Genomic DNA, 22,286 nt, shown 5'->3' on the forward strand with positions numbered 1-22,286 from the left:
AAAACAATAAATTACAAATTAATCTAGGCATTTTAAGATGCTTCGGATGAATTGTTTGTGGGTGTTATCTACATAGTTATCCACAACTTACCAAAAATGTAGCGCTATTACTCACATTAATTCACAGTCGTTTTATTTACTGCCTTATGGCATGCTTACACTCATATTACTTTTTTGTATTTAGGATCCAATTTTACCATGGCTCAGATCCCCGAAAACCCGCTTATTTTAGTTGATGGCTCTTCATATTTGTTTCGTGCTTATCATTCACCACCACATCTAACCAACTCTAAGGGTGAGGCCACCGGTGCCATTTATGGCGTGGTAAACATGCTTAAAAGTTTGATCAAACAATATGATCCCTCACATATGGTGGTGGTATTTGACGCCAAAGGTAAAACCTTCAGAAATGATATGTACAGTGAGTATAAAGCGAACCGTCCGCCAATGCCTGATGATCTGCGTACTCAAATAGCGCCGCTGCACAGTATTATCAAAGCAATGGGTTTTCCGTTAATTAGTATTGAGGGCGTGGAAGCCGATGACGTAATCGGTACTTTTGCACGGATTGCCTCTGAGCAACAACGTCATGTGCTGGTATCGACTGGTGATAAAGATATGGCGCAGTTGGTCAATGAGCATGTAACCTTGATTAATACCATGACCGACAGTATTTCAGATCCCGAAACTGTGGTTGAAAAGTTTGGTGTTGGACCTGAACTTATTATCGATTATTTAGCTTTAATGGGCGACAAAGTAGATAATATTCCTGGCGTTGAGGGTTGTGGACCTAAAACAGCAGTTAAATGGTTACAAAAGTACGGATCGCTTCAGGGCGTAATTGATAATGCTTCTGATATAAAAGGTAAAATAGGCGAGAAACTGGCAAAAGCGATTGATCATTTACCGTTAAGCTATGAGCTTGCCACTATTAAATGTGATGTTGAGGTTGAAGCTGATCTTGATACTTTTAAATTGCAAACACCGAATAAAGACGAATTAATTGCCTTATACGGTGAATGTGAGTTTCGTCGTTGGCTAGCTGAATTGCTAGACAACCCAAAAGATGCCGACACACATTTAGCAGTCCCAACGCAAGAGAATGAGCTGCCAAAAGTTGAAGATGCGCACTATGAAACTATTTTAACTGAGGCCCAATTTGAGACATTAATAGAACAGCTTAATGAAGCTGAGCTATTTGCTTTTGATACAGAAACAACCAGTTTAGAGTATATGAAAGCGCAATTGGTCGGTATGAGCTTTGCGGTTAAAGCAGGGGAAGCGGCTTATTTACCAATAGCACACGATTACCCCGGTGCGCCCGAGCAGTTAAGCCTTGAATTTGTGATGCAAAAGTTGGGGCCGATATTAGCAGACGAAAATAAAGCTAAAGTAGGTCAAAATCTAAAATACGATAAAAGCGTGCTTGCCAATGCAGGCTACGAATTAAATGGTATTAAGTTCGACACTATGCTGGAGTCTTATGTATTTAATAGCGTAGGCACCCGTCATGATATGGACTCGTTGGCGCTTAAATACTTAGGCCACAAAAATATTAGCTTTGAAGATATTGCTGGTAAAGGTAAAAAGCAGCTTACATTTAATCAAATAGAACTTGAAAAAGCAGCGCCTTATGCCGCTGAAGATGCCGATATTACTTTGCGTTTGCACCAAGTGTTATGGCCGAAACTTGAAGCGGATGAAAAACTAAAATCGGTGTTTGAAGATATAGAAATGCCACTAGTAAGTGTTATTTCTGATATTGAACGCACCGGTGTTGCTATCGACAGCAACATGTTGGCCACGCATAGCCAACGTTTAGGTGAGCGATTACTTGAGCTTGAAAAAGAAGCGTTTGAAATCGCGGGCGAACCGTTTAACTTAAGCTCACCAAAGCAACTACAGGTGCTGTTATTTGAAAAGCTCGAATTGCCCGTTATCAAAAAAACACCTAAAGGCGCGCCCTCTACAGCAGAAGAGGTACTACAAGAGTTAGCGCATGATTACCCATTGCCTAAAGTGATTATTGAGCATCGTGGTTTATCTAAGCTCAAATCAACCTACACCGATAAGTTACCCTTGATAGTCAATGAACGCACGCAGCGAGTGCATACTTCTTATCACCAAGCGGTAACAGCAACAGGTCGATTAAGCTCAAGCGATCCTAATTTACAAAATATTCCTATTCGTTCAGAGGAAGGGCGTCGTATTCGTGAAGCGTTTATTGCCGCAGATGGATATAAAATTGTGGCTGCCGATTACAGCCAAATAGAACTGCGTATTATGGCGCATCTCTCGCAAGATAAGGGATTACTAAGCGCATTTGCTAATGGCTTAGATGTTCACAGTGCCACGGCTGCTGAAGTATTTGGGGTTGAGCTTGAAGAGGTAACATCAGATATGCGCCGTAAAGCTAAAGCGGTAAACTTTGGCTTAATTTATGGCATGTCAGCATTTGGCTTAGCACGTCAACTTGATGTACCACGCCATGAAGCGCAGCATTATATTGATAAATATTTTGAGCGTTTTCCAGGTGTTTTAGAATACATGGAAACAACGCGTGAGAAAGCGGCCGAAAAAGGCTATGTAGAAACAATTTTTGGCCGTCGCTTACATTTACCAGAAATAAATGCGCGTAATGGTGCTCGTCGCAAAGGCGCTGAGCGCGCAGCAATTAATGCGCCGATGCAAGGTACTGCGGCCGATATTATTAAAAAAGCGATGTTAAGCGTGCATGCTTGGGTTAATCAGCAAGCACCTAATACAGTTAAGCTGCTTATGCAGGTACACGATGAATTGGTATTTGAGATTAAAACAGAATGTACTGAGCAATATACCAAACAGATTTGTGAGCTGATGTCACAAGCGGCGCAGTTAGATGTACCACTTATTGTTGAAGCTGACGAAGGTGATAACTGGGAACAAGCACACTAATTTAGCGCTACTGTACTGGCTTTAATATAGGCCAAATACAGAGTTCAAAAAGATTATCATAAAGCGCCTAACGGCGCTTTTTCTTCATCTTGCAGGTTAAAAAAAAGTTAAATTAAACAGCAGGTTGTACTAAATCGTTAGAGGTTCGTCAATTCGCTACGATTATCAATAATATGCTTGTATTTTTACACTTGCTTTTGGTAAAGTGCCGCCCGTCCTCATCCTGTAGGACATCCTGTTGATGATGCATCGTAAGATGCAACGTATTGATAGCTTCTCCCCAGTTTGCTATATCGGCCTATCACATATTTGATGGGCCGTTTTTTATTGCCTTGCATCCAAGCGTTAAATTTATTCTCTAATTGCACTTAGCGTTTCAAGTGATACCATCAGTCTACTTAGCATTTTCGATTTACCACACAGTAACTAATGATTTTCAGCTTGGCTGATCAAAGTATTATTTTTACCGGTATAAATCTTTTTATTTTAGGAGTGCATTATGTTTAAAACGTTAGCTATCGCAGGTTTATCTTTATCATGTTTACTAGTTTCAGGTGCTGCATCGGCAAACTGGCAACTATTGAACGATAAAAGCCAATTAAGTTTTGTATCAATTAAAAAAAATAGCATTGCTGAAGCAAGTCACTTTACTCAGTTAGCAGGGCAGCTGAGCGATCAGGGTCAATTTAGCGTAAACGTTGATTTAACCTCAGCCGAAACCTTTATCCCTATCCGTAACGAACGTTTAAGTAAAATATTGTTTGAGTCTGACACGTTTGCAAACGCAGTATTAACCGCTGACTTATCTGAGAAGTTGTCACTTATTAAGCAACCTGGGCAGTACGTATTAAAAGGTATTAGCGCTGAGCTAGACTTTCATGGCCATAAAAAGCCACTTGCTGTTGATGTACTCGTAAGCAGTGCGGCCAATGGAGATTTAAGTGTGGCATCATTCTCCCCTATTATTATCAACAGTGATGACTTTAAGATCACTGAAGGGGTAATGCAGTTACAAAAATTAGCCGGATTACCTTCAATTGCTACTGCTGTACCGGTTACTTTTGCACTAACATTTAAAAAACAGTGATTTCACTTAACGAGCTTAGCAAGCAACTCAGCGAGCCAAGCAAACCTTTTGAACAATGGCAGCCCGCTTATTGCGGGCAGTTACCATTATTGATTGATGAGCAAGGTAAATGGTTTTACGCAGGTAGTGAAATTACCCGTCAATCAATGGTGAAACTTTTTGCCAGTGTATTATGCAACGAAGATGGGCAGTTTTACTTAAAAACACCTGTAGAAAAAATCGCGATTGAGGTTAAGGATGCGCCTTTTATTATTGTAAATTGGCACAGTGAACCGACATCAGAGGGAAGCGTTATTTGTTGTATTGATAATTTAAACCGTACATGGCTATTAAGTCGTTCTGAGTCACTTTATATCAATGACTACAAAGGCGCGGCCGTGCCTTATATGCAGTTACCCTACGGCTGCTTTGCGCGAGTTGCGCGTAATGTGTTTTATCAGTGGGCTGAAATAGCCGAAACAGATGAGCTCGGCTATTTTATTACCTCCGCACAGCAGAAATTTTACTTACAGTAATTATTCGCTATCTGGCGTTGCTAAATCAGCAGGTGGAACGGCCACGATTGGGCCTAAATACCACTCATCTAGCTTTTTAGCGACTTCTGGTAAGCCGGTGCCTTTAAGTGATGAAAATGCATGAACCGTAATATCGCCATCTAATTCACTTAACTCACGACGAACACTAAGAACTTGTGATTTACGCGGACCTTGCTTTAGCTTATCGGCTTTAGTTAATAGTGCCAATACCGGAATTTCACTGCCTACAGCCCAATTAATTAAGTCGCGGTCTAAATCTTTTAATGGATGACGAATATCCATTAATACCACAATACCTTTTAAACTTTGACGTTTTTGCAGGTATTCGCCTAGCGATTTTTGCCATTTCTTTTTCATTTCAATCGGCACTTTTGCAAACCCATAGCCAGGTAGGTCAATTAGACGCATATTATCTACATCGGCAAGTTCAAAGGTGTTGATCAGCTGAGTACGGCCGGGTGTTTTACTGGTTCGTGCTAACTTTTGATCGGTTAGGGCATTTAGCGCACTTGATTTACCTGCATTAGAGCGACCGGCAAACGCGACTTCAATTCCCGTATCAGCAGGTAATTTAGTGATGTCTGGCGCGCTTGTAACAAAAGACGCAGTGTTATACTTGATACGAGATTTGAGCACAGGCTCTCCTAAAACTTAAAAAATAACATTGGGTAAACCAAATTCACCCGTGACGCGTATTTTATACTATAAAGTAGCTATTAAAAAGTGTATTTGAGCATGTAAGATCATTGCTGACAGTACATTTTAACTGGCTTAGCGTTTAATTTTACTCAAAACCCTATAATTTATAGGTTTAATGTGTGTAGAAAACGTGCCAGAGAATTTAATATCGTGTAGAATATAAAAATCACAACATCCATATTGTAGATGATACAGGGTCGGAAACAGAGAATTCACCATGAAAAAAATAGCACTATCTTTAACTATATTGCTTGGTGCGTTGTCAGCAAGCAACGCAACAGCATTTGATGGCGATGTAAACGCAGGTAAAGAAAAATCAGCAACGTGTGCGGCTTGTCACGGCCCAGACGGTAATGCGCCGGTTAACATCTACCCAAAAATTGCAGGCCAACACGCAGATTACATATACAAGCAGCTTACTGAATTTAAATTAGGTATGACTTCGGGCGGTAAAGAAGGTCGTATGAATCCAGTAATGAGCGGCATGGCAATGCCATTAAGTGATCAAGATATGAAAGACTTGGCTGCTTACTTTGCTTCTTTGAACATGTCTGAAGGTGCTACACCGAAAGATGTTCAAGAAACAGGCGCCATGTTATATAAAGCGGGTGACGCTGAACGCGGAATTCCATCATGTGCGGCTTGTCATGGTCCACGTGGTAATGGCTCTTCACTTGCTAAATTCCCAAAGATTTCTTTCCAACATCCAGAATACATCAAGTCACAACTTGAACAGTTCAGAGATGGTGTTCGTAATAACGACCTAAATGGTGTTATGCAGGACATTGCAAAGAAACTAACAGATAAAGACATTGAAACACTCTCTAAATACCTTGGTGGTCTACACTAAAGTCGTATTTATTTAGATGTTGTTAACATAATATATTGTTAATTAGTGAAAAAGGCAGCTTTAGCTGCTTTTTTTGTGCCTGCCGTGACCGATAAAGCTCCTTCTCTTGTAAGACATTGACCATGCTTTGATGTAAGATAAATCTCATTTTATTTTTATTTTTTAATGTAACTTCTTGTAATTAATATCTTTTAGTGCTTTTTATCATGTGTAGTACAATAAAAAAGATATAAATTAGTTGTAACAAAATTATTAACGAGTAAATTAACCCCTGTCGCAAAAACAATAACAAATAGGAAAACGTTATAAGGATAGTAGCGCGGCACGACTGAATAGCACATAGAGTGTGCTACCAAAGGAAATATCAAAAAAGTGTTAGGAAGACCGAAAATAATAAAATACTCATGGAAGTTTAATAATAAAAACAAAATGGAATGCTACACGGAAGATAAATAATAAAAATACGGATAGAAAATAATAATAAAAACAATAAAGGCTAAAAAGTCGAAGGGAGAAGTGTCCATATAACGGCGCTCAGATTAGTAGGCGGTAGAGATGTTTTCTCTACCGCCTTTTTATTTGTCCTGTTACAATACCCCCCGTTTAAAAAAAGCACCTTAACTGTGCTTTGGCGCACAAAATGCCCAAACTGAATTCTCCTGGCTAGGCCAGCACCGCGATGCCCATTGAGTTGCGCCTCGCTCAAAACCTCTTAAGTGAGACGATCAAGATATGAGTAGAAAGAAAAAGTCACGTAAAATACCATCAAATGGTCCCGTTCGTTTAAGCCAAGATAAGCTTAGAGAAATGCGCGCATTGAAAGAGCAACGTGTTAAAAAAACTAAGGGTGCTAAGCCTGGTTCACGTAATGCACCGGATGCATTGAGTAATGACACTCAAAAAGCAAGTTCGGCTACTAAAGATAAACGCGTTGGTAGTAAAAAAGCAGTGCCATTGGTTGCACCTGCTGCTGAACCAAAAATCGAAATGAAACGTAACCTTAAACCTGTAGCTGAGCTTAAAAAGGCCGTTGAACCAGAATTAACGCCTGAACAAGAGTTAGAAGTCCTTGAAAATGATGAGCGCTTACTTAAATTAGTTGAGCGTCATGAGCAAGGTGAAATGCTAACGGGTAAAGATGCAAAATACTTCAATAGCCGCATAGCGCGTCACCAAGTGCTTTGTAAATTATTAGGCATTGAAGATGAAGAAGAGTTTGAAGATGACTTCAGCGATGAAGACAGTAATTCAGACTTTGATCAATACCTATCAAACGATCTAGCGAATGAATGGCTAGATGACGACGAAGATAAGTAATAAGGACACGCAATGAGTACAGCAGTGATCTTAGCCTTAGTTGTAGGTGCTGCTATTATAGCGGGCTTGGCATTTTATGCGGGTCAGTTGCTCTATAAGCTAAATGTGCAAAAAAAGCTAATTAGCAAAAAACAGGCAGAGCAACAGCAAAAGCTAAAACAGTCGCGTTTAAAGCGTAACGCGAAGTTAGCCGATAGTATTCATTTAATTGCACGTGCTATGAATGAAAAGCAATGTGATTATTCTGAGGGGTGCTTACGTATTTGGGTGCTTATGTCGCAATATAGTTTTGATACTGAGCGCGACCTAACGAGTGCATACCCGGGTATTTATAAAATGTACGACGTGGTAAAAGAAATGCCAACCCATGATTCGCGCAAAAAGTACGCTAAAAAAGAAATTTTTAAGCAAGACACGGCGCGCTGGCGTGCAGAAGAATCACTGAGTGATGAAATTGAAGCTGACTGTAAAAAAATTATTGTTGAGTTTAAAGCAGCCCAAGGCAGCGAAAACGTGGTTTTTAACTAGCGCTTAGATTTTACGGCATATATAAAAAAGCAGACCTTGGTCTGCTTTTCTATACGTGCTAGTTTTAAATTATATAACGCGTGAGAAGCGAGTAGCATTTATCTGTTTTTGTAAATGCGCATCAAAGCACATACAAATAATACGAATAAATAAATTCCCTTTTGGTGTTACGCTAATTAGGTTGTTTTCTATTGTTACCATTTCATCGGCAATTAATGGTGCGAGTGCCTCTAAAGCATCTTGAAAGTAGTCATTAAAGCTGATTTTATGTCTGTTAGCGAATACGCTCATATCAAGCTCAAACTGGCAAATAAGCTGCTTAATCGCATCGGCGCGAATAAGATCATCTTGGGTTAAATGCATGCCTTTATTAATGGCACTGCCTGCTTGCTCATCAACTGCTTGATAATAATGTTTTAACTCTTTTTTATTTTGTAATATCGCTGTGCCTATTTGCGAAATAGACGAGACCCCTAAGCCCAATAAGTCGCACTCACCATGAGTGGTGTAGCCTTGAAAATTACGATGCAGCTGACCAGTATTTTGAGCAATAGCCAATTCATTATCAACTTTTGCAAAGTGATCCATACCTATAAATTGATAGCCCGCCTGCGTCATTTGCTCTAGTGTATTTTTAAACATGGTGAGCTTATTATGCGCACTGGGTAAATCGGCGTCTTTAATTTTACGTTGGGCGGCAAAACGTTCTGGTAAATGAGCGTAGTTAAATACTGAAACGCGGTCAGGGTTTAAGGCAATCAGTTGCTCAATAGTTTGCTTAAAACTCTCAGGTGTTTGTAGAGGCAGGCCATAAATCATATCTGCATTAATTGATTTAAAGCCCAACTGTTTTGCTTGGGTAATTAATTGTTTTACCTCATCAACATGCTGAGGGCGATTAACAGCCAGCTGAACCTGATCATTAAAATCTTGAATACCAAATGACACACGATTAAACCCCAACTCGCTTAAATCAACCAGCATATTGTCAGCCAGTGAGCGAGGGTCGATTTCGATACCGCGCTCGCAGGTATCGCTAAAGTTAAAGTGTTGCTCTAGCAGTTTTACTAAGCGCGTCATTTGCGCTGCGGTTAAAAAGGTTGGTGTGCCGCCCCCCAAATGTAATTGCTCAACCCGATAATCTTGAAACAGCGGCGCTTGTGCTGCAATTTCTTTAGCTAAAAAGTCTAGGTAGGTATCGGCTTTAGATTGGTGGCGAGTAATGACTTTATTACAGCCACAGTAATAACAAAGCTGACTACAAAAAGGAATATGGATATATAAAGACAACGAACGGGTTTGCGATGATTCAATAGCGCTAATCAAATCTTGTTGCTGATAACCATCAGCTAACGAAAGTGCGGTCGGGTAAGACGTGTAACGCGGGCCCGATACATTGTATTTGTTTATTAAAGTTTGATCCCATTGAGGAAGTTTAATCATCACGCGCACCTTATCTTTTAAGTTGCTGCGTATTGTAAAAAAGCAAAGGGGAGGAGGCTTTGATCTACAACAAAAAAAGGTGCCGCAGCACCTTTTAATATATAACGCGGCTGCGTTACATTATGGCGTCTTTTAAGTACTGAAATAACTCTTTGTAGCTTCTCGCTGGTTTTTCAGCTTTTACTTCTTTGGCAGCATTACGCACCATTTGGCGCATTTTTTGGCGCTCAAGAGCTGGATATTGTTCAATTGTTTCGTTGATTAAGTCATCGCCTTGTTCAATTAAATCACTGCGCAGTTGCTCAATTTTTTTGATCATAACCTCAGCTTGGTTATTTTTATTTAGCATGACATCAATGATCGCTTTAATTTCTTCAATATTTTCTACCGTACGAAGGGTTTTTGCGATGTAATTTAAATGTCGGCGGTAGGCATCACTTTTATTACTTATTTTATCAGCAACCACCATTGCTTCTTTTAAGTCATCATTGAGCGGCAGGCGTTCGCGCTGCTTTTTACCCATTTTGGCAATTTCAGATCCTAACTGATGAAACTCTTGCGCTTCGCGCTTAAGTTCACTTTTTGATACATATATAATTTCTTCTTCAATTTCAGCAGGCTTGCCTTTTTTCTTCGCCATGGGGTGCTCTTAAATAAAAATAACTTTATCTATTATACGCGATTCTTTTAGTGATTAATATTAGCTGATGTGGTGCAGTGAGTGTGTTAGCATTTAAATATAAAAAATGTGTGCAATACGGCCTTCAGGGCTCAGGACAGAATTTATGAAAAGCCAACACCAAGATCCAATTTATTCGCAAATCTCTCAAGTAAAAGACGCCGTTTCAGAAGTACTTGAACATGCTAAAAAACTAGGTGCTACCGCTGCAGAAGCTGCTATGTCAAGCACATCAGGGCTGTCGGTAAGTACGCGCATGGGCGAGGTAGAAACCATTGAGTTTAATCAAGACGGTGGTTTAGGCATTAGCGTGTATGTTGGTAATAACAAAGGCTCGGCATCAACGGCTGATTTAAATCCTAAAACATTACGTGCTGTGGTTGAAAAAGCCATCGATATTGCTAAATTCACTTCAGACGATCCATGTAATGGTATTGCTGATAAAGAACTGCTTGAGTTTGCCCCTAAAGATTTAGACTTGTTTCATCCTTGGGATGTAAGCCCAGAGCAAGGGATTGATTTGTGTCATGCAGCAGAGCAAGCCGCATTAAACGCCGATGAGCGAATTGTGAATTCAGATGGCGCGAGCTTTTCATCGCATCAAGGTTTGCGAGTGTATGGTAATAGCCATGGTTTAATTGCCGGCTTCCCTCGAACTCGTCACAGCATTAGCACTATGGTGATAGGTAAAGAGGGCGAGCATATGCAGCGCGACTCAGCCTACACGATTTCTCGCGATCAAGCAGGGTTAAAAGATGCAGCAAGTGTTGGACTTGAAGCTGCAGCAGAAACCCTAGCAAAACTAAACAGCCAAAAGCTAGGCACCATGAAAGTGCCGGTTATTTTTAGAGCCGATATTGCTAATTCATTGTTTGGCCATTTGGTATCAGCAATTGGTGGTGGCGCACTGTATCGTAAATCCAGCTTTTTATTGGATAGCTTAGGCACGCAGGTATTTAGCAAAACCGTTAATATTTCAGAGCGTCCGCACTTACTTAAAGGCTTAGCATCATCGCCATTTGATAGCGAAGGAGTTAAAACTCTCGACAGAGAAATAATTCACGGCGGCGAGCTGCAAACGTATTTATTAGCAAGCTATGCGGCGCGTAAAATGAATATGACCCCAACCGGGCACGCTGGCGGTATTCATAATTGGTTAGTAGAACAAACGCATCAAGATTTAACTGCATTATTAAAAACCATGGGTACGGGCTTATTAGTTACAGAATTGATGGGGCAGGGCGTGAATACAGTAACCGGTGACTACTCTCGCGGTGCGGCTGGTTTTTGGGTTGAAAATGGGAAAATACAATACCCAGTAAGCGAAATTACGATTGCTGGTAATTTAAAAGATATGTTCAAAGGTATTTCTGCTATAGGTGGCGATATAGAACGTCGCGGCGGGATTCAGACTGGTTCAGTACTGATTGAACAAATGCAAGTAGCAGGTGCTTAATACCCATCCGCAATAACATTTATTTCAGTGAATTGGTATAAACCCACTTTGCTTGCTTAAATTAAACTTAATTTAAGCAAGCCTTCTTTTGATGTTTTTAAGGTGTGATATGGCTAAAGATAGATATGCGCCAAAACCGTTAACCGATATTATGGCTGGGCTGAACAATCGCTTAGCAGCCTATGCGGGAAAAAGCCAAGCACTGGATACACAGCAACAATTGTTGCGCGATTTCTTAGGCCCTAAGTTAGGTGAAAAGTGCCGAGTAAGTAATTACCGTGACGGCACCTTAATGATAGAAGCCGTTTCTGCACCTATTGCGCTTAGGCTTAATTATTTAAAAATGGACATGCAATCGCATTTTAGAGCCGCGGGTATGGCCGAGCTTGGGCAAATAAAAATTACCGCCAATCCACAGGCAACTCAACGGTTAAGCACTCGACCTAAAGTGGCTGATGGAAAACCAACAAACTCCCTTAAAATGAGTGAACAAACGGCTGATTATTTAAATGCGATCGCCGATTCTGCTCCACCGTCATTAAAAGAAAAGCTTCAACGCTTAGCTTTGCATGGTAAAAATAAGCCCTAATTAAATACCATTTAACACCTTACTCGGTTTGTTTTGCTGGCTTTAAAATACTTTGTTACATATTCGATTTTATTGTTATTTAAATCAGGTTTATGATGCCTAGTTAGTACTTCCTAAATTAGGTTGTAGCTGATGCGTATTTCATTAAGCAGATAATAGACTTCATCCTATTGTTGTTTTTTTGAGTTATCAAACCTTAATGAAATGCGTATTTATTCTAATTAATATACGGAATTCTTATGAAAAAAATAACAATGACTGCCGCCAGTATTGCATTGGCGTTAGGTTTGGTTGGTTGCGGCGAAAAGCCACAAGAAATGCAAGCAGAAGCAACAACAGTAACCGCACCGGTGGCAACCCCTGGCGCCTTAGGTGTTGATTTACAAAATATCGATAAAAGTGTTCGTGCACAGGATGATTTTTACTATCACGTAAACGGTAAATGGTTAGAAAAAACTGAAATCCCTAGCGATAAGTCAAACTATGGGTCGTTCTCACAGTTATATGATGAATCGCAAAAGGCAATGAAAACAGTGCTAGAAAACGCCAGTACCAATAGCAGCGCAAAGCCAGGTTCGGATGAATATAAGATCGGCGCGTTTTATACTAGCTACATGGCTGAAAATGCTCGTGAAGAGTTAGGGATGTTACCACTTGAGCCGGCTATTAAAAGCATTGATACAGTAAAAGATAAAGCCGCGTTGGTCACACTGATGGCACAGCTACAAGTTAAAGGCGGAGATCTTCCTTTTGGCTGGTATGTTAATAATGATGCTAAAAACTCAAGTGAAAATGCGCTTTATGCCTATCAAGCGGGACTTGGTTTACCTGACCGTGATTATTATTTAAAAGATGATGAAAAATTCACAAAAATTCGCGCGGCATATCAAACCTATATTACCGATATTTTAGCTAAAGCTGGCGTTAATAATGCCGCTGATGCAGCCAAAGCGATACTTGCCCTTGAAACGACACTTGCTGATGCACAGTGGAGTCGGGTACAAAGTCGTGATGCAACAAAATCATATAATAAAATGTCAGTAGCTGCAGCTAACGAGCTAATGGGTGAATTTGATTTAAGTGCTTACTTTGAGGCAGTTGGTGTTGATGCCGAAGAACTGATTGTGAGCCAACCGAGTTACTTTGAAAAATTTGCAGACATTTTCAAAAATACAGACTTATCGGTTTGGCAAAACTACTTAAAATTTCATTTTGTTAGTAATTACGCGCAGTTGCTAAATAAAGACTTAGTGGATTTAAAGTTTAATTTTTACAGCACCACGTTACGCGGTGTTGAAGAGCAAGCACCACTTTGGAAGCAAGCCGTTGATGCTTCAAACAGTGTACTGGGTGAAATTTTAGGTAAAGTCTACGTTAAAGAAAACTTCCCGCCAGAAGCGAAAGCGCGCATGGAAGAATTAGTTGATAACGTGATTAAAGGCTATTCAGTGGCAATTGAAAACCTTGAGTGGATGAGCCCTGAAACAAAAGTTGCGGCGCAAGAAAAGCTGGATAAGTTTACGCCTAAAATTGGTTACCCAGATAAATGGAAAGATTATTCAGATTTAGCGATTAACCCCGATGAGCTAGTAGGTAACTATATTCGCTACAGTGAGTGGGCTTATGCAGATATGATTGCTAAATTAGGTAAGCCAGTTGATCGCTCTGAGTGGCATATGACGCCACAAACGGTGAATGCTTACTACAACCCAGTGAATAACGAAATAGTATTCCCTGCGGCGATTCTGCAGCCTCCTTTCTTTAATTTAGAAGCAGATGATGCGGTTAACTATGGTGCTATTGGTGCGGTTATTGGCCATGAGTTAGGCCATGGCTTTGATGACCAAGGTGCAAAATACGACGGTGATGGCAATTTACGTAATTGGTGGAGCGAGTCAGACCTTAAGCAGTTTGAACAGCGAAGTGCAGCCTTAGTTGCGCAGTATAATCAATATAAACCGTTTGAAGATGCCAGCGTTAATGGTGAGCTGACACTGGGTGAAAACATTGGTGATTTAGGCGGCTTAACCGTCGCTTATAAAGCGTATCAATTATCGCTGGGTGATTCTAAAGCGCCCATTATTGAAGGCTATACGGGCGACCAACGCTTCTTTATGGGCTGGTCGCAAATTTGGCGTCGTAAATACCGTGATGAGGCATTGCGCAATCGTTTAATGACCGATTCACATTCACCGAGTCATTATCGCGTGATTGGTATTTTGTCGAACATGCCGGAATTTTACCAAGCGTTTGATGTTAAAGAGGGCGACAAAATGTATATCAAGCCTGAAGATCGCGTAAAAATTTGGTAATTTAAGCTAAAATTAGCTTAAACTAATCGAAAAATAAAAAGCCAGTGAGCATGATGCTCACTGGCTTTTTAGTTACTTATATACTTAGCTATATTTCGTTTTTATGGCGCTGATAATCTCGACATTGGCTGCAGGAAAATCATAGTTATCAAGTTCGTCTATACTTACCCATTCGCTTGGTTGCCCTTCTGCGCCATGAGCTTGACCATTAAAGTTACTGACCACGTGCACATTAAGTCGTACGCATTTATCGCCATAGTCATGCTCTATAGTGACAAGTTCGCTTGAGCTATGAATAGTCAGTCCTACTTCTTCAAATAATTCGCGCTTCAGTGCTTGAAAAACACTTTCTCCGGCTTCCACTTTTCCGCCTGGAAATTCCCATAAGCCACCTTGGTGCTGTTCATCTGCACGTTTACAAATAAACACATTGTTATTTTTTTTAATTACACCCACAGCAACATTGATGATTACTTTAGTCATTACCTCTCCCTTAAATAGCATAAAAAAAGCGACGCAAGCGTCGCTTTTTATCTAACGTAACAAAGTGGTGTTATTTTAATTTACCACAACATTGTTTGTATTTTTGACCTGAACCACATGGACATGGATCGTTACGACCCACTTTTGGCTCGCTACGCGCCATAACCTGAGCGCTTTGTGGTGCTTCACCACCTACATGCTCTGCTTCTTCATGTTGATATTCGCGAGGGGCATTTTCACTTTTACGGTGTTGCTCTTCTACTTTTTCAACATCTTCTTCAGCGCGAACTTGCACTTTACTTAAAATACCGACGACATCGACTTTTAAGTTTTCTAGCATTTCAGAGAACAATTCAAACGACTCACGTTTGTACTCTTGCTTAGGGTTCTTTTGTGCATAACCACGTAAGTGAATACCTTGGCGTAAGTGATCCATTGCAGCAAGATGGTCTTTCCAATGTTGGTCAAGACTTTGAAGCATAATGGCTTTTTCAAACTGACGTAGTACAGAATCGCCAACCATTTCTTCTTTTTGCTTGTAAGCTTGTTCAACCGCTTCTTCAATACGCTCACGAAGTTTCTCTTCGTATAGTTTATTGTCATCAGCTAGCCATTGCGCGATAGGCAACTCAATCAAGAAGTCTTGTTTTAAGCGCTCTTCAAGCCCTGGTATATCCCACATTTCAGCCAAGCTTTGTGGGGCAATGTATTGATCAATCACACCCGCGAGCACATCACCACGGATAGCGGTAATCGTTTCTGAAATATCACCTTCTTCAAGCAATTCGTTACGTTGAGAGTAAACAACACGACGTTGGTCGTTTGCTACATCATCGTACTCAAGTAGCTGTTTACGAACATCAAAGTTACGTGCTTCTACTTTACGCTGAGCGTTTTCGATTGCGCGGTTAACCCATGGATGTTCAATCGCTTCACCGCGTTGCATACCTAGTTTACGCATCATGTTAGTCATGCGCTCACCGGCAAAAATACGCATTAACGCATCGTCCATAGATAGGTAAAAACGGCTAGAGCCGGCATCACCCTGACGACCAGCACGGCCACGTAATTGGTTATCAATACGACGTGATTCATGACGCTCAGTACCAATAATGTGTAAGCCGCCAGCATCAATTACCGCATCATGGCGAGTTTTCCATGCTGCTTTTATTTCAGCAATTTGTTCGTCAGTTGGGTTCTCAAGTTTTTCAACTTCGCTGTTCCAGTTACCACCAAGTACGATATCGGTACCACGACCGGCCATGTTAGTGGCAATCGTAACTGTACCAGGTAAGCCCGCATCAGAAACAATGTCTGCTTCTTGTGCGTGGAATTTAGCATTAAGTACATTGTGCTTAATTTTTTCTTTGCGTAAAAACTGCGATAAGTACTCAGAGCTTTCAATTGATATAGTACCTACAAGTACCGGCTGACCACGTTCTTGACAGTCTTTAATGTCTGCTAAAATCGCTTCGTACTTTTCTTCCTGCGTTAAGTAAACTAAATCAGCGCGATCATCGCGGATCATTGGTTTATTGGTTGGCATAACCACAGTGTCTAAACCGTAGATAGACTGAAACTCAAACGCTTCTGTGTCGGCTGTGCCTGTCATACCTGCTAGCGTTTCGTACAAGCGGAAGTAATTTTGGAACGTAATAGAAGCTAACGTTTGGTTCTCGTTTTGAATTTTCACACCTTCTTTTGCCTCTACAGCTTGGTGTAAACCTTCTGACCAACGACGTCCTTCCATAGAGCGACCTGTATGCTCATCAATAATGATGACTTCGTTTTCTTTAATAACGTAGTCAACATCTTTTTGGTAAAGCTTGTGCGCACGAAGAGCTGCATAAACGTGGCTAAGTAGCGTGATGTTCGCTGCTGAATACAGTGAGTCACCTTCTTCAATTAGGCCGCGCTCGGTAAGTAACTCTTCTACTTTTATTTGCCCACGCTCAGTAAGATGAACTTGCTTAGATTTTTCATCGATTGTGAAATCGCCATCACCTTCAATTCCTTCCTCGTCTTCTTTTTCTTGTAATTCAAGTAGAGGAACAATGGTATTAATTTCAGTGTATAGCTCAGAGCTATCTTCAGCGGGACCAGAAATAATCAGTGGCGTACGTGCTTCATCAATAAGGATTGAATCCACTTCATCCACTACAGCATAAAATAATGGGCGTTGTACGCGCTCATCAATACTAAATGCCATATTGTCACGCAGGTAATCAAAACCAAATTCGTTATTGGTACCGTAAGTGATGTCAGCTGCATAAGCTTGTTTTTTCTGTTGCGGCATCATGCCCGGAACATTACAGCCTACGGTTAACCCTAAAAATTCAAATAATGGGCGATTGGTTTCAGCATCACGTTTGGCCAAGTAGTCATTCACGGTAATGACATGAACACCTTTACCTGTTAAACCATTTAAATAAGCCGGCAGTGTCGCTGTGAGTGTTTTACCTTCACCGGTACGCATTTCTGCGATACGACCTTGGTGTAAAACCATACCACCTAATAACTGCACGTCGAAATGACGCATACCGTTTACACGTTTTGATGCTTCACGTACCACTGCAAATGCTTCTGGTAGAATATCGCCTAAGCTTTGTCCGTTATTGTAACGCTCTCTAAACTCGGCTGTTTTAGCTTTTAAATCTTCATCTGAAAGCGCTTCTAGCTGCGTTTCAAGTGCATTGATCAGTGCGACCGTCTTTCTTAGGTTTTTAATAGTGCGGTCATTGCGACTACCAAAAATCTTGGTAAATAAATTAGATATCATGATAAAACCGTTACAATGTGTTTTTTTGCTAGCCGTGCATCGGCTAACCCATTTTTTACAATTGATAATTAATGTATTCTTTAAATTAACCTTTAGGACACATTAATTAGCAATTTTGTATTAAGCTGCTTAAAAAGCACTGTTTATTACCTGCGCTACTATACCAGACTCTGCTAAACATCAAACTACCTCAATAAAAAGATCTTCATTTAAAACAGAAAAATGAGATCTCGCTCATAAAAATAGCGTTATGTAACGAAACTTGATTAAAACTGCAGATAAACAGACCCTAAAGATATGGTGCTGAATAAATTAAAAACAAGAGCAAAGCGCTTAAATTTCACCCTTAAACGCCTTGTTAGCAGCCATCGTTTTTTAAAGCTTAAATTGAGCAATCGTTTTATATATTACTCTCGGTAAGTCACTTAAGTCATACGCTTTATCTACATGTAATGAATGGTTGCGGTATCATTAAAGAGATTACTAATTGAAAAAAAGCGTGTGTAAATATCTTCTGCAACCAGCGTTTGCTAATATTATTTTTAGTCGCATAAAGAATTATATTTTTTATCGCTATAAAACGCGTTGATTGAGTTTTAATAAGGGTAAATAAAGTGCAAACCAACAAAGATAATTTAGTCGTTCTTGGCGCTGGCTGGCTTGGCCAAGCCTTATGTATTGATGCACAAAAACAAGGTTGGCAAGTGCAGGGGACTCATCGAAGTGACACTCATCAATTTGATTTTGAACGTCAGTTTGTTTTACAAAACGGCGAGTTGCAGCACCAAGTGGATTTACAAAATGCGTATTGGGTCTGTGCAATCCCGCCTCGCAGTCGAGATAGTCAAAGTGATTATCCGCAAGTGCTTGAGCAGGCGTTAAAGCTGGCAACTGAGCTTAATTGCAAAGGCTTTTTATTGTGCTCATCGACTGGGGTATATGACCAAGAACCTGGCGTTTATAGTGAAAGCAGCGATATATCAGGCACTAACGAGCGACAAATAAAGCTGTATGACGCCGAAGAGCAAGTGCTTGAACAGCAAGGTAAAGTGCTTCGCTTAGCTGGATTGTTGGGGCCAAATAGAGAGCCTGGTCGTTTTGTGGCGGGTAAAGAACTCAATACCTCTAGTCAGCAAGTAGTGAATATGGTGCATCAACAAGATGTGATCAATGCTATTTATGCGGTCCTTAATAACTGGTCGCAAGGACAGAGCATTTATAATGTGGTGAACCCAGCGCACCCGACCAAAGAAGATTATTATGCACAAAAGTGTGAGCTGTATGGCACACAAATGCCAAACTTTAGTAGTAATGAGGTCGCTGAGCGCAAAGTTATTGGCTCAGCGATAGAAGCACTGGGTTTTAGTTATCAGTATGGTATTTAATAAGAAGGTAAGGGGGAGTGGCTTATGAAGTCACACAATTTACCTTCATTTAGTAGCGTGTTGGCCGCTTCAATATCGGGAGCAAAATACCGGTCTTTGTCGTAATAGCTAACATGTTGGCGTAGCAGTGCTTTGGCACTTTCTACTTTATCACACGCGCGTAGTGGCTTTCTAAACTCTAGCCCTTGAGAAGCACTTAGCCACTCAACGGCTAACACGCCTTGCGTATTATTAGCCATATCAACCAGTCGTCGTGCTGCAAACGTTGCCATAGAAACATGGTCTTCCTGATTTGCTGAAGTCGGTAAGCTATCTACCGAGGCAGGGTGTGCTAAGGATTTGTTTTCAGAGGCGAGAGCAGCTGCGGTGACTTGAGCAATCATAAATCCTGAATTTACCCCACCGTTTTTTACTAAAAATGGCGGTAATTTAGATAAATTAGAGTCAATCAATAGAGCAATACGCCGCTCAGCTAAGGCGCCAATTTCAGCAATAGCAATCGCCAGGTTATCAGCGGCCATAGCAACGGGCTCAGCATGAAAGTTTCCGCCTGAAATAATATCCCCTATATCGGCAAATACGAGAGGGTTATCGGTTACCCCGTTTGATTCACAAAGTAATACTTCGGCGGCTTGGCGTATTTGGGTTAAACATGCACCAAGAACTTGCGGCTGGCAGCGCAGGCAATATGGGTCTTGTACTTTTTCACAATTAATATGTGAGTCACTAATTTGTGAGTGCGTATCGAGTAATTCTCTAAATACATGCGCGGTATCAATTTGCCCTTGTTGACCACGAACCTCATGAATACGAGCATCAAATGGTGCGCGACTGCCCATGGCCGCTTCTATACTGATAGAGCCAATTACACAGCTTTGTGCGTACAAGTCTTCGGCTCTAAATAATCCCTGAAGTGCAAATGCAGTAGAGGCTTGCGTGCCATTTAATAATGCTAAGCCTTCTTTTGCAGCTAATGTTAGTGGCTCAAGCCCTGCAATGTTGAGTCCTTGTGCAGCACTTATCAGCTCACCTTGGTAACGCATTTGCCCTTCACCTAATAAAGGCAAACACATATGCGCAAGCGGTGCTAAATCGCCCGATGCGCCCACTGAGCCCTTTTTAGGCACGCAAGGGTAAACTTCACTTTTAAGCAGCTGCATAAAAAACTCAAGCACAGCTAAACGAATGCCAGAATAACCGCGCGATAAGGAGTTTATTTTTAGCGTGATCATCAACCTAACGGTGCTGTCATCCATTAACTCACCAATACCTGCGGCGTGTGAAAGCACGATACTGCGTTGTAATAGTTCGAGTTCATCGTCAGCGATTTTAGTATTGGCCAATAACCCAAAGCCAGTATTAATACCATATACAGTGCGATGTTCGTTTATCACGTTTTGTACTGTTTGGGCACTGGCTGCTATTTGCGCCTGTGCATCATTGGCCAGAGTTAAGTGTATGGCTGATTTGTTAATTTTTCTTAGCGTGTTTAAGTCAAGCTGACCCGGTTTGAGTGTATATGAAATCATGACTTGTCCTCATTAAGCATTGGTAAGTCTAGCTGCTGCTGTTGCGCACAGTTTTTTGCAATTTCATAACCCGCATCAGCATGGCGCATTACACCGGTCGCGGGATCGTTCCATAATACTCGAGCAAGACGCTGCTCTGCTTCATCGGTACCATCGGCAACAATCACTACGCCTGAGTGCTGGCTAAACCCCATGCCTACACCACCGCCATGATGAAGCGATACCCAAGTAGCACCGCCTGCGGTATTAAGCAGGGCATTTAATAGTGGCCAATCGGAGACCGCGTCGGAGCCATCTTTCATACTTTCAGTTTCACGGTTAGGACTGGCAACTGAGCCTGAGTCGAGATGATCTCGTCCAATAACTACCGGCGCTTTAAGCTCACCGCTTTTAACCATATCGTTAAAGGCAACAGCAAGGCGCGCTCTATCTTTTAAACCGACCCAACAAATACGTGCAGGCAAGCCTTGAAATTGAATTCGCTCACGCGCCATATCAAGCCAATTATGCAAATGCTTATCATCAGGAATTAGCTCTTTTACTTTTGCGTCTGTTTTGTAAATATCTTCAGGATCGCCAGATAGTGCTACCCACCTAAACGGACCAATCCCTTCACAAAATAATGGACGAATATAAGCAGGCACAAATCCAGGGAAATTAAATGCATTTGCTACGCCTTCTTCGAGCGCCATTTGGCGAATATTATTGCCATAGTCAGTAGTTGCTGCGCCCGCATCTTGCAGTGCCAACATCGCTGTTACTTGAACAGCCATTGACTGTTTGGCCGCTTTGACTACTGCTTGTGGATTATCGATTCGCATTTTTTCTGCATGCTCCATACTCCAACCTTGTGGTAGGTAGCCGTTAAGCGGATCATGGGCTGAGGTTTGATCGGTGACTATATCGGGAGTAATACCACTTTTTACTAAGGTACTAAAAACATCAGCCGCGTTACCGAGTAAACCCACAGAAAGCGCTTCACCTTTGACACAGGCATCGGTTATTAATTTTAATGCATGCTCAAGATCTGTCGCTTTTACATCGACGTATCCTGTTTTTATTCGAAAATCGATACGGCTTTCATCACATTCCACCACTAAGGCACTAAAGCCAGCCATGGTTGCAGCTAATGGTTGTGCACCGCCCATTCCTCCCAGGCCACCTGTTAACACCCACTTACCTTTGGCATCGCCTGAGAAATGTTGTTTTGCCATAGCTACAAAGGTTTCGTAAGTGCCTTGAACAATTCCTTGAGAACCAATATAAATCCAAGAGCCAGCGGTCATTTGGCCGTACATCATCAAGCCTTTCTTATCTAACTCGTTAAAGTGTTCCCAGTTAGCCCAGTGCGGAACAAGGTTAGAATTTGCAATTAATACCCGCGGTGCATTGCTATGAGTTTTAAATACCCCCACTGGTTTACCTGATTGCACCAATAAGGTTTCGTCATCTTCAAGGCGCTCAAGCGTCTCAATTATTTTGTCATAGCTTGGCCAATCACGGGCTGCACGGCCAATCCCGCCGTACACCACCAAAGCTTGAGGGTGCTCGGCAACATCAGGGTCTAAATTATTCATTAGCATGCGTTTAGCTGCTTCGGTTTGCCAGCTTTTAGTAGATATTTGATTACCATGCTGTGCGCGTATTTCACGTTGTGTGTCCAGTCGATGATCCATTGTT

17 protein-coding genes are annotated in these 22,286 nt (G+C 41.2%); 10 read left to right on the forward strand and 7 right to left on the reverse strand.

Features of this window, described 5'->3' with window-relative positions; translation table 11 throughout:
- Positions 1-198: 198 nt before the first annotated feature.
- From polA to LOC50_RS00665, 3 genes are all read left to right on the forward strand, one after another.
- On the forward strand, positions 199-2,934 hold the full coding sequence (gene polA / locus LOC50_RS00655) for a DNA polymerase I (RefSeq protein WP_036981053.1): 2,736 nt from the start codon (positions 199-201) through the stop codon (positions 2,932-2,934).
- Positions 2,935-3,433: 499 nt separating this feature from the next.
- Positions 3,434-4,021 (forward strand): YceI family protein, encoded by a 588-nt coding sequence (locus LOC50_RS00660; protein ID WP_250653435.1) that lies wholly within the window; start codon positions 3,434-3,436, stop codon positions 4,019-4,021.
- Positions 4,018-4,536, forward strand: a complete 519-nt coding sequence (locus tag LOC50_RS00665; RefSeq protein ID WP_138626390.1) for a DUF1285 domain-containing protein — start codon at positions 4,018-4,020, stop codon at positions 4,534-4,536. Before LOC50_RS00660 ends, LOC50_RS00665 begins: the two co-directional genes overlap by 4 nt.
- Here LOC50_RS00665 and yihA read toward each other — a convergent pair whose 3' ends face one another.
- Entirely contained in the window at positions 4,537-5,193 is a 657-nt protein-coding gene (gene yihA, locus LOC50_RS00670) for a ribosome biogenesis GTP-binding protein YihA/YsxC (protein ID WP_036981056.1), read from the reverse strand.
- A 280-nt stretch (positions 5,194-5,473) separates the two neighbouring features.
- On the opposite strand from yihA, the gene LOC50_RS00675 reads away from it, so the two are divergent.
- From LOC50_RS00675 to LOC50_RS00685, 3 genes are all read left to right on the forward strand, one after another.
- Positions 5,474-6,106 carry a c-type cytochrome gene (locus LOC50_RS00675; RefSeq protein ID WP_013463877.1) on the forward strand — a complete coding sequence of 211 codons (633 nt, stop codon included), beginning with the start codon at positions 5,474-5,476 and terminating at the stop codon, positions 6,104-6,106.
- Between the two features lie 732 nt (positions 6,107-6,838).
- Entirely contained in the window at positions 6,839-7,423 is a 585-nt protein-coding gene (gene yihI, locus LOC50_RS00680; RefSeq protein WP_036981057.1) for a Der GTPase-activating protein YihI, read from the forward strand.
- A 12-nt stretch (positions 7,424-7,435) separates the two neighbouring features.
- Positions 7,436-7,951 (forward strand): DUF2489 domain-containing protein, encoded by a 516-nt coding sequence (locus LOC50_RS00685; RefSeq protein ID WP_024602131.1) that lies wholly within the window; start codon positions 7,436-7,438, stop codon positions 7,949-7,951.
- Positions 7,952-8,020: 69 nt separating this feature from the next.
- Here the strand turns inward: LOC50_RS00685 and hemN are convergent, their stop codons facing one another.
- Positions 8,021-9,394, reverse strand: a complete 1,374-nt coding sequence (hemN, locus tag LOC50_RS00690; protein WP_036981059.1) for an oxygen-independent coproporphyrinogen III oxidase — start codon at positions 9,392-9,394, stop codon at positions 8,021-8,023.
- A gap of 115 nt (positions 9,395-9,509) precedes the next feature.
- Positions 9,510-10,034, reverse strand: a complete 525-nt coding sequence (gene yjgA, locus LOC50_RS00695; protein WP_013463882.1) for a ribosome biogenesis factor YjgA — start codon at positions 10,032-10,034, stop codon at positions 9,510-9,512.
- Positions 10,035-10,179: 145 nt separating this feature from the next.
- On the opposite strand from yjgA, the gene pmbA reads away from it, so the two are divergent.
- From pmbA to LOC50_RS00710, 3 genes are all read left to right on the forward strand, one after another.
- Complete coding sequence (pmbA, locus tag LOC50_RS00700; protein ID WP_069438801.1) at positions 10,180-11,529, forward strand: metalloprotease PmbA; 1,350 nt, start codon at positions 10,180-10,182, stop codon at positions 11,527-11,529.
- Positions 11,530-11,638: 109 nt separating this feature from the next.
- Positions 11,639-12,118, forward strand: a complete 480-nt coding sequence (locus LOC50_RS00705) for a DciA family protein (RefSeq protein WP_036955747.1) — start codon at positions 11,639-11,641, stop codon at positions 12,116-12,118.
- A 239-nt stretch (positions 12,119-12,357) separates the two neighbouring features.
- Entirely contained in the window at positions 12,358-14,430 is a 2,073-nt protein-coding gene (locus LOC50_RS00710; protein WP_250653436.1) for a M13 family metallopeptidase, read from the forward strand.
- A gap of 84 nt (positions 14,431-14,514) precedes the next feature.
- On the opposite strand, the gene mutT is transcribed toward LOC50_RS00710, so the two are convergent.
- Together mutT and secA are read right to left on the reverse strand one after the other, a co-directional pair.
- Positions 14,515-14,913 (reverse strand): 8-oxo-dGTP diphosphatase MutT, encoded by a 399-nt coding sequence (mutT, locus tag LOC50_RS00715; protein WP_016899312.1) that lies wholly within the window; start codon positions 14,911-14,913, stop codon positions 14,515-14,517.
- A gap of 70 nt (positions 14,914-14,983) precedes the next feature.
- The gene (secA, locus tag LOC50_RS00720) at positions 14,984-17,692 is read right to left on the reverse strand and encodes a preprotein translocase subunit SecA (protein WP_036981064.1); all 2,709 of its coding nucleotides are present in this window, start codon (positions 17,690-17,692) and stop codon (positions 14,984-14,986) included.
- A 614-nt stretch (positions 17,693-18,306) separates the two neighbouring features.
- Here secA and LOC50_RS00725 point away from each other — a divergent pair.
- Positions 18,307-19,077 carry a Rossmann-fold NAD(P)-binding domain-containing protein gene (locus LOC50_RS00725; RefSeq protein ID WP_250653437.1) on the forward strand — a complete coding sequence of 257 codons (771 nt, stop codon included), beginning with the start codon at positions 18,307-18,309 and terminating at the stop codon, positions 19,075-19,077.
- Here the strand turns inward: LOC50_RS00725 and hutH are convergent.
- On the reverse strand, positions 19,074-20,606 hold the full coding sequence (gene hutH / locus LOC50_RS00730; protein WP_250653438.1) for a histidine ammonia-lyase: 1,533 nt from the start codon (positions 20,604-20,606) through the stop codon (positions 19,074-19,076). The two genes, LOC50_RS00725 and hutH, sit on opposite strands and share 4 nt — an antisense overlap.
- Positions 20,603-22,282 carry a urocanate hydratase gene (gene hutU, locus LOC50_RS00735; RefSeq protein WP_250653439.1) on the reverse strand — a complete coding sequence of 560 codons (1,680 nt, stop codon included), beginning with the start codon at positions 22,280-22,282 and terminating at the stop codon, positions 20,603-20,605. The genes hutH and hutU overlap by 4 nt, the downstream gene beginning before the upstream one ends.
- Positions 22,283-22,286: the final 4 nt, after the last annotated feature.

Source organism: Pseudoalteromonas sp. SCSIO 43095 (assembly GCF_023650455.1).
GTDB classification, from domain to species: Bacteria; Pseudomonadota; Gammaproteobacteria; order Enterobacterales; family Alteromonadaceae; genus Pseudoalteromonas; species Pseudoalteromonas tetraodonis.